Below are 12,420 nucleotides of genomic sequence, written 5' to 3' on the forward strand. Positions count from 1 at the left end.
GGCCGCGTGAAGAGTCGTCAAGAAGTGTAGCGGAGCGACTGGAGCGCCAGCCGGTACGAGCCGAACCCGAACCCGGCGATGACCCCGGTGGCGATGCCGGAGATGACGCTCGTGTGCCGGAACGTCTCGCGCGCGTGGGGGTTCGAGATGTGCACCTCGATGAGGGGGATGCCCGCCTTGGTCACGAGAGCCGCCGCATCGCGGAGGGCGTAGGAGTAGTGCGTGAAGGCGGCCGGGTTGAGGATCACCGGGGTGCGTGAGTCGACGGCGCCGTGGAGCCAGCTCACGAGCTCCGACTCGTCGTCGGTCTGCCGCAGGTCGATGCGGAGGTCGTCCCCCGCATCCGCCTCGAGGACCGCGCGGAGCGCGTCGAGGTCCTGGGCGCCGTAGACGTCGGGCTCGCGTGAGCCGAGGCGGCCGAGGTTGGGTCCGTTCAGCACGAGCACGGTCGTGGTCATGACGCGATCTCCTGGTACGCGGTGAAGAGCAGCGCGGTCTCGGGGCCCTGGAGCACCGTGGGGCGGGCGATGTCGTCGAGGACGATGAACCGCAGCATCCCCGCACGCGACTTCTTGTCGCGCTGCATGGTCGCCAGGAGCTGGTTCCAGCGACCCGCCGGGTACTGGATGGGGAGGGTGAGGGAGGTGAGGATCTCCCGGTGCCGGTCGACGACGGAGTCGCCGAGGCCGCGCGTCAGCCGCGAGAGCTCGGCCGCGAACATCATGCCGACGGAGACCGCGGCGCCGTGGCGCCACTGGTAGCGCTCCGCGTGCTCGATCGCGTGCCCGAGGGTGTGGCCGTAGTTGAGGATCTCGCGGAGGCCCGCTTCCTTGAAGTCGGACGAGACGACGCGCGCCTTCACCCCGATCGAGAGCTCGACGAGCCGGCGGATCTCCTCGCCGGTCGGGTCGGTGGCCCGATCGACGTCGGTCTCGAGGATGTCGAGGATCTCGGGCTCGGCGATGAAGCCGCACTTCACGACCTCCGCCATGCCCGCCAGGATCTCGTTGCGGGGCAGGCTGTCGAGGATGTCGAGCTCCGCGACCACCGCGTGCGGCGCGTAGAAGGAGCCGACGAGGTTCTTGCCCTCCGCGGTGTTGATGCCGGTCTTGCCGCCGACGGCCGCGTCGACCATGCCGAGGAGCGTCGTCGGGACCTGCACGAGACGCACGCCGCGCAGCCACGTCGCCGCCACGAAGCCCGCGAGATCCGTGACCGCTCCCCCGCCGAAGCCGACCACCGCATCCGTGCGGGTGAAGTCGGCCTGGCCCATGACCTGCCAGCAGAACGCCGCCACCTCGACCCGCTTGCCGGCCTCGGCGTCGGGGACCTCCGCGAGCAGCACCTCGAGGTCGCCGGCGTCCTGGAGCTGCTCGCGCAGCTGCGCGGCGAGGGCGGCGAGGGTGGGTGGATGCACCACCAGCACCTTGCGGACCCCGCCGTCGAGGGCCGAGGCGACGCGGTCGAGCACGCCGCGGCCCACCGTGATGTCGTAGGGATCGGCCCCGGTCACCCGGATGGTCGTGGGCTCGGCGGTCATCGGCGCTCCTCGGTGCTCGAGACGGGGGTTGAGAGATCGCTCGACCGGGCGGCGTCGGGCGGGGTGGCGGAACCTGCGGTCGAGCGCTCCCGCACCCAGTCCGCGACCTCGAGGGCGATGTCGTCGGTCGGGCGGGACGTCGTGTCGAAGGTCACGTCCGCGAGCCGCTCGTAGAGGTCACGACGTCGCTCCCACACCCGGATCCAGGCGTCGACGTCGGGGACGAGAGGGCGCTTGCCGTTCGTGAGCCGAGCCGCCACGGCGGACGGGTCGACCGTGAAGAGCACGACGTCGTGCCCGGAGAGGTCGTGCTGGGTGTCGGGGTCGAGCACCGCGCCTCCCCCGAAGGCGACCACCGCATCCGTCGCGAGGGCCGCCACCACCTCGGCACGCTCGAGCGACCGGAAGTGCGGTTCACCGTGGCTGGCGAAGATGTCGGGGATCGGCCCGTGGGCGGCGGCCACGCGCGAGTCGGTGTCGACGAAGGCTGTCCCGAGCACGCGGGCGATCCGCTTGCCGATGCGGGACTTGCCGGATGCCGGGGGCCCGATGAGGACGACGGTCACGGCACGGCGACGGCCGTGCGCAGCGCGGCCGGGATGTGCTCGAGGTACGACTCGAGGTTGCGACGGGTCTCGCCGATCGAGTCGCCGCCGAACTTCTCGAGCACCGAGTTCGCGAGCACGAGAGCCGTCATCGCCTCCGCGACGACGCCCGCCGCGGGGACGGCGCACACGTCGGAGCGCTGGTGGTGAGCCGCAGCGTCCTCGCCCGTCGCCACGTCGATCGTGTGCAGGGCATGCGGGACGGTGGCGATCGGCTTCATGCCGGCACGGACGCGGAGCACCGTCCCGGTCGACATGCCGCCCTCGGTGCCGCCCGCACGGTCGGACGTGCGGGTGATGTCGTCACCCTCGCGGTACAGCTCGTCGTGGGCCTTCGAGCCGCGGCGACGGGTCGTCTCGAAGCCGTCGCCCACCTCGACGCCCTTGATGGCCTGGATGCCCATCACGGCAGCGGCGAGCTGCGAGTCGAGTCGACGGTCCCAGTGCACGTGCGACCCGAGCCCCGGGGGCAGCCCGTAGGCGAGCACCTCGACCACACCACCCAGGGTGTCGCCCTCCTTGTGGGCGTCGTCGATCTCGGCGACCATCAGGGCGCTGGTCTCGGCGTCGAAGCAGCGCACCGGATCGGCGTCGAGCGCCTCGACGTCGTCCGGGCGTGGGAGTGGTCGGCCGTCGGGCACGCGCACCGGCCCGATCGCCAGGGTGTGGCTGACCAGGCGGATGCCGAGCTCGGCCAGGAACGCCTTCGCCACGGCGCCCAGTGCCACACGCGCCGCGGTCTCGCGGGCGCTCGCCCGCTCGAGGATGGGACGGGCTTCGTCGAAGTCGTACTTCTGCATGCCCACGAGGTCGGCGTGGCCCGGGCGGGGGCGCGTGAGGCGCGCGCTCCGACCCCGATCGGGGAGCTCCTCCTCGAGGGGCTCGACGCTCATGACCTCGGTCCACTTGGACCACTCGGTGTTGCCGATGCGCAGCGAGATCGGGCTGCCGAGGGTGCGGCCGTGGACCACCCCGCCCGGCATCGCCAGCTCGTCCTGCTCGAACTTCATGCGCGCGCCACGGCCGTAGCCCAGCTTGCGGCGGGCGAGGTCGGCGCGGATCTGATCGAGGGTGAGCGGGACTCCCGACGGCAGGCCCTCGACGATCGCGACGAGCTCCTGCCCGTGGGACTCGCCGGAGGTGAGCCAACGGAGCATGACTACGATCCTCCCACACCGGGAGGACGGCCCTCACGCAGCGGCGGTGACGGCCTCCCGCATCGCGGCGATCACCGCGTCCTCCCGCGGGAGCGGGGTCAGCGGATCGCCGTTCCACCAGATCCGCTCCTGGGCCACGGCCTGGTGCATCAGCATGTCGAGACCCGACACCGCGACGGAGCCGGCGCGCGCCCAGAGCTCTGCGAGCGGGCTCGGCCACGGGTCGTACGCCACGTCGAGGAGCGGGCCCGACGACGGTGCGGCCCAGCCGGCGAGCCGGTGCTCGGCGCCCGTGCCGCCCGGGAGGGTCGAAAGGGTGAGGTCCGGCCGGAGATCGTCGCCGGCCGTCGCCAGCGGATGCACGTCGACGCTCAGTCCCGACCGGTGCGCCACCTCGACCACGCTGCTCGCACGGCCGGGATCGCGGACCACGACGTCGACGTGCTCGGCGCCCAGCTGCGCGGCCGCCACCGCGGCCGAGCGCGCGGTGGCGCCACCGCCGAGGACCAGCACCTGACGGGCACGCGTGACGCCCGCGGCGGCGAGGGCCTCGACGATCCCGTAGACGTCGGTGTTGAACGCCGACACTCGACGGCGGCCGTCCCGCTCCGCGAGGAGCAGTGTGTTGGCCGCACCGGAGAGGCGCGCCACCTCGTCGACCTCGTCGGCCAGCCTCAGGGCGTCCTCCTTGAGCGGCATCGTCAGCGACAGCCCGCGCCAGTCGCCGTCGAGGCCCTCGACGAACGTGGCCAGCCGGCCCTCGCCGAGCTCGCTCCGCCCGTACTCCGCCTCCACGGAGAGCACGTCGAACGCGGCCCGGTGCAGCAGGGGCGACCGAGAGTGCGCGATCGGCGAGCCGAGCACCGCGAAGCGGAGCGTCACCGGTACTCCGGGTGCTCTGCCCACCACTCCTGCAGCTGCTGGACGGCGGCGTCGTGCTCCGCCTCCGTGGTCGAGAACACCGTCTCACCGGTGTCGAGGTTGACCGTCACGAAGTAGAGCCACGGGCCGTCGGCCGGGTGGAGCGCCGCGTCGATGGCCACGTCGCCCGGGTTCGAGATCGGACCGACCGGGAGCCCCGGGTTGGCGTAGGTGTTGTACGGGTTGGAGGCGTCGTCGCGTTCCGCCTGCGTGGTCTCGACGTTCGTGTGGCCGGCGCCGTAGGCCACCGTCGCATCCGACTGGAGGTTCATCCCCTGGTCGATCCGGTTGAGGAAGACGCGGGAGACCTTGTACATGTCCTCGTCGCTCCCCGCCTCCTTCTGGATGAGCGCCGCGAGAGTGAGGACCCGGAAGCGGTCGGCCGGGGCGACGCCCGCCGTGTCGAGCGACTGGAAGGTCCGGTTCACCATCGCCTGGAGCATGTCGGTGGGCGTCTGTCCCGGCTCGAACGTGTAGGTCGCCGGGAAGAGGAACCCCTCGATGCTCGGCGCCTCGGCGGGAACGCCCAGTGCGGTGTAGTTCGCGGCCGCGGCCTGGAAGTCGGCCAGGGGCATGCCGGTGGCGTCGGCGAGGATCTGGAGCACCCCGGCGGCCGTGGTGCCCTCGGGGATCGTCGCGGTGTAGTCGACCTTGTTCGCCGGGTCCTGCAGCGCATCGAGCGCCGCCCTCGAGCTCATCTGGCTCGCGAGCTTGTAGGTGCCGGGCTGGAACACGGGGTCCGACTGGAGGAGCAGGTCGTAGAACGTGCCCGACGACTTCACCACGTCGGCGGCCTGCAGGTTCTCGGCGATGACCGAGCCGTCGTCGCCGGAGTTGATGACGAACATCACCTCGCCGGTGCCGGAGCCGGTGTAGTCGTCGGACTCCTTGCCCGCGAGCATCGACTGCACCTGCGCGCCGAAGGTGTTGTACAGGAAGACGCCGGCGCCGCCGAGGAGGCCGACGATGACGACGGTGACGATGAGCGGCACCACCCACCGGCGTGGCCCCTTGCCCGAGCGGTGGCTGCGACTGCGGCGCGTGGGCGTCTGCACCCGTGCCTCACGTCGCGTGGCGGGCTGCTCCGGTTCGCTGAAGAACTCAGCGAAGGGATGGTCTTCCGGTGGCCGGCGATCTGTCACGGAGTTCGGTCCTCGGGGGTGGGGGACGGGGTCTGGGGACTCGCCGGGACGAGGGAACCCGGAGGGCTCCCGGTCGACCGCTCGGCGTCGATGGCGTGCTGCACGAGTATAACCGCGGCCACTTGATCGATCACCTGACGCGACGACCGGGTGGTGCGTCCGCTCCGGTGCAGCGCCGACTGGGCGGAGACCGTGGTCAGACGCTCGTCGACCAGCCGCACGGGCACGTCGCCGAGGGCGGCCAGCCTGGCCGCGAACTCGCGGGAGTCGGTGGTGGAGGCGGTCTCGGCGCCGCTCATCGACAGCGGCAGGCCCACCACGATCTCGATCGGCTCGAGCTCGGCGATGACGGCGGCGATGCGGGCCAGATCGGAACCGTCGTCGGCGCGCCGGACCGTCTCGACAGGCGTGGCCAGCATGGCGTGCGGGTCGGTCCGCGCCAGCCCGATGCGGGCTCTGCCCACATCGACGCCGAGACGGACGCCCGTCCGCACGATCAGCCCGCGACCTGTCGCTCGATGGCCGACAGCGCCGCCGGGATCTGAGCGGGATCGCTGCCGCCGCCCTGTGCCAGGTCGTCCTTGCCGCCGCCACCGCCGCCCAGCACGCCTGCCGCCGTCTTCGCCAGAGCCCCGGCCTTCGCGCCGGCACTGCGGGCGGACTCGGTCGTGGCGACGATCACCGCGGGCTTCGGGCCCACGGTCGCGGCCAGGGCGATCACCGCCGGCTGCGCAGCGAGCTCGGTCCGGACCGAGGTGACCAGCGAGCGCAGGTCGTCGGCGGAGTTCAGCTCGCCGACGTCCTCGGTGACGAGCAGCACGTCGCCGACTCGTCGCGCGGTCGCGGCGAGTGCCGGAACGCGACCCGCGAGAGCGGCGGACTCGTAGGCGGCGATGCGCTTCTCGGCCGCCTTGAGGCTCGCCATGAGGTCGGTGATGCGCGTGGTGATCTCGTCGCGCGGGGCCTTCAGGGTCGACGTCAGCTGCGAGACGAGGGCACGCTCGGCGGCGAACTCGCGGAACGCGTCGATGCCGACGAGGGCCTCGATGCGGCGGTTGGCCGAGCCGACGCTCGACTCGGACTGGAGGTTGATCATCGCGATCTCGGAGCTGGACGACACGTGCGTCCCGGCGCAGAGCTCGCGCGACCAGGGGCCGCCGATGTCGACCATGCGCACGACGTCGCCGTACTTCTCGCCGAACAGGGCCATCGCCCCCATCGAGCGAGCCTCGTCGATCGGGAGCTCGCGGGTCACGACCTCGAGGTCGTCGCGGATGGCGAGGTTCGCGATCTCCTCGATCTCGGTCCGGGTCTCGGCCGACAGCGGCTGCGACCAGCCGAAGTCGAGCCGCATGTAGCCCGCCTTGTTGTACGAGCCCGCCTGGTGCGCCTCCTCGCCGAGGACCTGACGCAGAGCCGCGTGGATGATGTGGGTCGCGGAGTGCGCCTGCGTGGCCCCGCGTCGCCACTGGGGGTCGACGACCGAGCGGGCGAGGTCGCCGACCGCGACCTGGCCGCTGGCCACCTCGGTGCGGTGCGAGACGAGGCCCTTGACCGGCTTCTGGACGTCGAGGACGGTCAGCTCGAACCCGTCGCCCACGATGGCGCCCGCATCCGCCTCCTGGCCACCCGACTCGGCCCAGAGACTGGTCTCGGCGAGGATGACCTCGACCTGCTCCCCCGCCACGGCGGAGGAGACCGACCGCCCGTCGACGATGAGGCCGAGGATGCGGCTCTCGGTCTCGAGGGAGTCGTAGCCGCGGAAAACGGTCTCGCCGAGCGCACGGAACTCGCTGTAGACGGACAGATCGGTGATGCCGAGCTTCTTCGCCTTGGCGTCGGCCTTGGCCCGCTGCTTCTGCTCGGCCATGAGCGACTCGAACGCCACCCGGTCGACGGCGAGACCCGACTCCTCGGCGATCTCGAGCGTGAGGTCGATCGGGAAGCCGTAGGTGTCGTGGAGGAGGAAGGCGGTGTCGCCGGCCAGCACGTCGTCGCCCCGGGACTTCGTGGAGCTGACGGCCGTGTCGAGGATCGTCGTGCCGCCGGTGAGCGTGCGGAGGAAGGACTCCTCCTCGGCGTAGGCGCTGCGGGAGATGCGAGCGTACTCGGTCTCGACCTCGGGGTACGCCGCCTTCATCGCGTCGCGCGACGCGGTGAGCAGCTCGGGCATGGTCGCGGTGTCGACCCCCAGGAGCCGCATGGACCGGACGGTGCGACGCAGGAGCCGTCGCAGGATGTATCCGCGTCCCTCGTTCGACGGGGTCACTCCGTCGGACATCAGCATCAGAGAGGAGCGCACGTGGTCGGCGACCACACGCATCCGCACGTCGTCGTCGTGGTCGGCGCCGTAGCGCTTCCCCGAGAGCTCGGCGGCGCGATCGAGGACCGGGCGGATCTGGTCGATCTCGTAGACGTTCTCGACGCCCTGCTTGAGGAACGCGACGCGCTCGAGCCCCATGCCGGTGTCGATGTTCTTCCGAGGCAGCTCGCCGAGGATCTCGAACTCGGTCTTCGACGTCCCCTCGCCGCGCAGGTACTGCATGAAGACGAGGTTCCAGATCTCGATGTACCGGTTCTCGTCGGCGGCGGGGCCGCCCTCGGCGCCGTAACGGGGACCGCGGTCGAAGTAGATCTCGGAGCAGGGGCCGGCGGGGCCGGGCTGGCCGGTCGACCAGTAGTTGTCCTCCTTGCCGAAGCGCTGGATCCGCTCGTCGGGCAGCCCGGCGACGCGCTTCCACAGATCGATGGCCTCGTCGTCGTCCTGGTAGACGGTGACCCAGAGGTCCTTCTCGTCGAAGCCCAGACCGCCGTCGGCCTCCGACGACGTCAGGAGCTCCCAGGCGTACCCGATCGCCCCCTCCTTGAAGTAGTCGCCGAAGGAGAAGTTGCCGTTCATCTGGAAGAACGTGCCGTGCCGCGTGGTCTTCCCGACCTCCTCGATGTCGAGGGTGCGGATGCACTTCTGCACGCTCGTCGCGCGCGGGTACGGCGCGGGCACGAGACCCGAGAGATACGGGATGAAGGGGACCATTCCGGCCACGGTGAACAGCAGCGACGGGTCGTCGCTGACGAGCGACGCCGAGGGCACGACGGTGTGACCCCTGCTCCCGAAGAAGTCGAGCCAGCGGGAGCGGATGTCAGCGGTCTGCATGGAGTGGTTCTGATCCAGTCGGGAGAGGGGTCGGGACGGTGGGGAGACGCTCAGGACTCGTCGGCGATGGCGGACTTCAGCTCGGCCTCGCGCTCACGGTAGCCCTCGACGAGCGAGTCGCTGAACTCCTTGGCCCTGCGATCGAGGTCGTCGAAGAAGGCCTTGCCTCGGGCGGTCATGCCGAGCTGACGGGCGGCCAGGAACCCGACCGCGATGCCCGCGACGAGCCACAGGAGCCTGTTCATGCTGTTCTCCTCATCCGTCGAACGTCACCGAAGATCCTAGTGCGCGAGCACGGGGCTCACGCGCGGGAGCGCTTCTTGCCAGCCTTCCTGGAGCCGTCAGGATCCTTGCCCCCGATCAGCGCGGCACGGACGGCGGCGGAGAAGCCGGCCAGCTTGATGAGCGGACCGCCGACCGAGGCGGCGAACAGGGCGACCAGCGAGGAGACGTTGCCGGTGACCTCCTCGACGTTCCTGGTGATCGCGTCGACCCGGACCAGCTGCTTGTTCGCCTCCTGGATCGTGACGGTGCTCTCGGACAGGATCGGGGTGATGCCGTCGGAGACGTCCTTGATGGAGTCGCGGGTCTGGTCGAAGACTCCCCCGAGCTTGATGAGCGGCACGGCGATCAGCCCGACCAGCACGGCGAACACCCCCGCCGCGATGAGACCTGCGATGTCGCCTCCGGACATGGACCCTCCCTCAGGGTGGAAAAGCGAAGAGAGCGGAGCCTTTCGGCGTCCGCTCTCTCCAGTATGTCTGAGTGCCGGTACTAGCGCGCCGCGTAGTACTCGACGACCAGCTGCACCTCACAGGTCACGGGGACCTCGGCGCGCTTCGGGCGGCGCACGAGGCGCGCCTGGAGCTTGTCGAGCTCGACCTCGAGGTAGCCCGGGGTCTTCGGCAGGACCTCGGCGTGACCGCCGGCGGCCGCCACCTGGAAGGGCTCGGTGCCCTCGGAGCGGGGCTTCACGTGGATGAGCTGACCCGGCTTCACGCGGAAGGACGGGCGGTCGACCAGCTTGCCGTCGACGAGGATGTGGCGGTGCACGACCATCTGGCGGGCCTGAGCGGTGGTGCGGGCGAAGCCGGCACGCAGCACGAGGGCGTCGAGGCGCATCTCGAGGAGCTCGACCAGGTTCTCACCGGTCAGGCCCTGGGTGCGGCGCGCCTCGTTGAACGCGATGCGGAGCTGCTTCTCGCGGATGCCGTACTGGGCGCGCAGACGCTGCTTCTCGCGCAGACGGACGGCGTAGTCGGAGTCGGCCTTGCGCTTCGAGCGGCCGTGCTCGCCGGGGGCGTAGGGGCGCTTCTCGAGGTAGCGGGCGGCCTTCGGGGTGAGCGGGATGCCCAGGGCGCGCGAGAGACGGGTCTTGCTGCGCGTACGCGACGTGGAAGTCACTGATGTCCTTTCGAATGGAATCTCTACGAGTGTTGCCACTCCGGCCGCTGCGCACAGCAGTGCGCACCCACACCGGGGTGAGGTCCACGACGAGGTGGAGAGCAGAGGGTGTGCGCCGGGCGGTTCGGCTAAAGAACTCGATCCCATCCACGAGGACCCGTTCGCAGCCGCACGAACATGGCCCTGTGTAGGCGTCTACCAGGTTAGCACAACGGCGGGCCCGGGTCAGGAGCCCGATCGACCCGATCTGCCCGAACCGCCGCCGGGCTTCGTGATGTCGCGGAGCTTCGCCAGCCTGGCGGCCACGTCGCGTTCGTTGCCGTGGTCGGTCGGACGGTAGTAGACGCGATCGGCCAGCTCGTCGGGGAGGTACTGCTGCGCGACGACGCCGAGGTCGTCGTCGTGCGGATACCGGTAGCCCTTCCCGTGACCGAGACGCTTGGCGCCGGCGTAGTGGGCGTCGCGCAGGTGCTTCGGGACACGGCCGAACCGTCCTGCCTTCACGTCGGCGATCGCCGCGTCGATCCCGACGTAGGCGGCGTTCGACTTCGGCGCGGTGGCGAGGTAGACGACGGCCTCGGCGAGGGGGATGCGCCCCTCCGGCATCCCGATGAACTGCACCGCGTCGGCGGCGGCCACGGCGATCTGGAGTCCCTGCGGGTCGGCGATCCCGATGTCCTCCGCAGCGAGCACGATGATGCGGCGGGCGATGAAGCGCGGGTCCTCCCCCGCCTCGATCATGCGGGCGAGGTAGTGGAGGGCGGCGTCGACGTCCGACCCGCGGACGGACTTGATGAACGCGCTGATGACGTCGTAGTGCTCGTCGCCGTTGCGGTCGTAGCGCAGAAGGGCCCGATCGACCGACTGCGCCACCGCCTCCGCGGTGATGAGAGGCGGTTCGTCGTCTGCCTCGCCGTCGCCGTCTCCTTCGCCGTCGTCCTCGGCGCCGCTCCGGCTCGTGGCGAGCACGCTCGTTGCGGAGGCCTCGAGCGCCGTGAGCGCGCGGCGGGCGTCGCCGGAGGCGAGGCGGACGATCGCGTCTCGCGCCCCGTCGTCGAGGCGGACCGCGCCGCGGAGCCCCCGGTCGTCGGCCACCGCCCGGTCGACCAGCATGGCGAGGTCGTCGTCGGTGAGCTGCTCGAGCGTGAGCAGGAGCGACCGGGAGAGCAGCGGCGAGATCACGGAGAACGACGGGTTCTCGGTGGTGGCCGCGACGAGGATGACCCAGCCGTTCTCGACGCCCGGCAGCAGAGCGTCCTGCTGGGCCTTGGTGAAGCGGTGGATCTCGTCGAGGAAGAGCACCGTCGACAGGCCGTAGAGGTCGCGGTTGCGGAAGGCGTCGTCCATCACCTGACGGACGTCCTTCACACCGGCGGTCACGGCCGAGAGCTCGACGAACTTGCGGCCCGAGCTGTGCGCGATCGCCTGGGCCAGGGTCGTCTTCCCCGTGCCGGGAGGGCCCCAGAGGATCACGGACACCGATCCCTGCGCGTTGCCGGTGTCGGACGCGAGCGTCACGAGGGGCGACCCGGGGCGGAGGAGGTGCTTCTGACCCGCGACCTCGTCGAGGCTGCGCGGCCTCATCCGCACCGCGAGCGGGACGGAGCCGGAGTGCAATCCGGCTTGGTGAAGGGTCATGGTTCTAGGCTACTGTGATGGGCCGACACGGCCTCCGGCGCCCGGGGTGCCGTGCATCAGACACCGCCTAGCTACGGAGGACGCGTGGCCCCCAGCAATCAGGAGCGCCAGGCCCGAGAGGCGCGGACGCGCCTCCGCGACTACCAGGCACGCCAGACGGCCCACTCGGAGCAGGTCCGGCGCCGCACCCGCGACAACGTCATCGCCGTCGTGCTCGTGCTCGTCGTCGTGACGGGCGCCGTGTTCGCGCAGATCTTCTACTTCTCCGGCGGACCGGGCGCGCCGATGGCCGAGCCCTCTGCGTCGGCGACGGGCTCGCCCACGCACACCCTCCCGCCCTCGACCCTCGCCGAGGGCCGCGACTGGACGGGCACGCTGACCATCAACGACATCCCGCTGGGCATCACGCTCGACGGAGCGGCGGCCCCCCAGGCGGTCTCGTCCTTCGTCTCCCTGGCCCAGTCCGGCTTCTACGACGGCACCGACTGCCACCGCCTCACCACGTCCGGCATCTACGTGCTGCAGTGCGGCGACCCCAACGGCGATGGCAGCGGCGGCCCCGGGTACAGCTACGGCCCGGTCGAGAACGCGCCCACCGACGACGTCTACCCCACGGGCACCCTCGCGATGGCCCGGCAGGGCGGCAACGGCGACAGCATGGGGAGCCAGTTCTTCATCGTCTACCAGGACTCGACCATCCCTTCGGATGCCGCGGGCGGCTACACCGTCCTCGGTCAGATCACCTCGGGCCTCGATCAGCTCCAGGCCGACGTCATCAACGGCGGCACCGCCGACGGGTCGACCGACGGCCGCCCCGCGACCACGGCCGAGATCACGGGCGTGACCGTCCAATAGTGCG

Annotated in this window: 13 protein-coding genes; 1 reads left to right on the forward strand and 12 read right to left on the reverse strand. The window is 71.0% G+C overall.

Features of this window, described 5'->3' with window-relative positions; genetic code table 11:
* Positions 1–17: 17 nt before the first annotated feature.
* From IEX69_RS02445 to IEX69_RS02500, 12 genes are all read right to left on the reverse strand, one after another.
* A complete protein-coding gene (locus tag IEX69_RS02445; protein ID WP_085019548.1) occupies positions 18–458 on the reverse strand; it encodes a type II 3-dehydroquinate dehydratase in 441 nt (146 codons plus the stop codon).
* A complete protein-coding gene (aroB, locus tag IEX69_RS02450) occupies positions 455–1,540 on the reverse strand; it encodes a 3-dehydroquinate synthase (RefSeq protein ID WP_085019549.1) in 1,086 nt (361 codons plus the stop codon). Before aroB ends, IEX69_RS02445 begins: the two co-directional genes overlap by 4 nt.
* Positions 1,537–2,106, reverse strand: a complete 570-nt coding sequence (locus IEX69_RS02455; protein WP_085019550.1) for a shikimate kinase — start codon at positions 2,104–2,106, stop codon at positions 1,537–1,539. Before IEX69_RS02455 ends, aroB begins: the two co-directional genes overlap by 4 nt.
* Positions 2,103–3,302, reverse strand: coding sequence for a chorismate synthase (gene aroC / locus IEX69_RS02460; protein ID WP_085019551.1), 1,200 nt, complete (start codon positions 3,300–3,302; stop codon positions 2,103–2,105). Before aroC ends, IEX69_RS02455 begins: the two co-directional genes overlap by 4 nt.
* Before the next feature lie 33 nt (positions 3,303–3,335).
* Positions 3,336–4,184, reverse strand: coding sequence for a shikimate dehydrogenase family protein (locus IEX69_RS02465; RefSeq protein ID WP_085019552.1), 849 nt, complete (start codon positions 4,182–4,184; stop codon positions 3,336–3,338).
* On the reverse strand, positions 4,181–5,278 hold the full coding sequence (gene mltG, locus IEX69_RS02470) for an endolytic transglycosylase MltG (RefSeq protein WP_229756210.1): 1,098 nt from the start codon (positions 5,276–5,278) through the stop codon (positions 4,181–4,183). The genes IEX69_RS02465 and mltG overlap by 4 nt, the downstream gene beginning before the upstream one ends.
* A gap of 83 nt (positions 5,279–5,361) precedes the next feature.
* The gene (ruvX, locus tag IEX69_RS02475; protein WP_085019554.1) at positions 5,362–5,859 is read right to left on the reverse strand and encodes a Holliday junction resolvase RuvX; all 498 of its coding nucleotides are present in this window, start codon (positions 5,857–5,859) and stop codon (positions 5,362–5,364) included.
* Positions 5,860–5,861: 2 nt separating this feature from the next.
* Positions 5,862–8,519, reverse strand: a complete 2,658-nt coding sequence (alaS, locus tag IEX69_RS02480; protein ID WP_085019555.1) for an alanine--tRNA ligase — start codon at positions 8,517–8,519, stop codon at positions 5,862–5,864.
* A gap of 50 nt (positions 8,520–8,569) precedes the next feature.
* Positions 8,570–8,764, reverse strand: coding sequence for a hypothetical protein (locus IEX69_RS02485; RefSeq protein WP_085019556.1), 195 nt, complete (start codon positions 8,762–8,764; stop codon positions 8,570–8,572).
* Between the two features lie 56 nt (positions 8,765–8,820).
* Positions 8,821–9,213 (reverse strand): DUF948 domain-containing protein, encoded by a 393-nt coding sequence (locus IEX69_RS02490; protein WP_085019557.1) that lies wholly within the window; start codon positions 9,211–9,213, stop codon positions 8,821–8,823.
* Between the two features lie 80 nt (positions 9,214–9,293).
* Positions 9,294–9,923, reverse strand: a complete 630-nt coding sequence (gene rpsD, locus IEX69_RS02495) for a 30S ribosomal protein S4 (protein ID WP_085019558.1) — start codon at positions 9,921–9,923, stop codon at positions 9,294–9,296.
* 225 nt (positions 9,924–10,148) lie between these two features.
* The gene (locus tag IEX69_RS02500) at positions 10,149–11,561 is read right to left on the reverse strand and encodes a replication-associated recombination protein A (RefSeq protein ID WP_085019559.1); all 1,413 of its coding nucleotides are present in this window, start codon (positions 11,559–11,561) and stop codon (positions 10,149–10,151) included.
* Positions 11,562–11,645: 84 nt separating this feature from the next.
* On the opposite strand from IEX69_RS02500, the gene IEX69_RS02505 reads away from it, so the two are divergent.
* Positions 11,646–12,416, forward strand: a complete 771-nt coding sequence (locus tag IEX69_RS02505) for a peptidylprolyl isomerase (RefSeq protein WP_085019560.1) — start codon at positions 11,646–11,648, stop codon at positions 12,414–12,416.
* The last annotated feature ends 4 nt before the right edge of the window (positions 12,417–12,420 follow it).

The organism is Cnuibacter physcomitrellae (assembly GCF_014640535.1).
GTDB classification, from domain to species: Bacteria; Actinomycetota; Actinomycetes; order Actinomycetales; family Microbacteriaceae; genus Cnuibacter; species Cnuibacter physcomitrellae.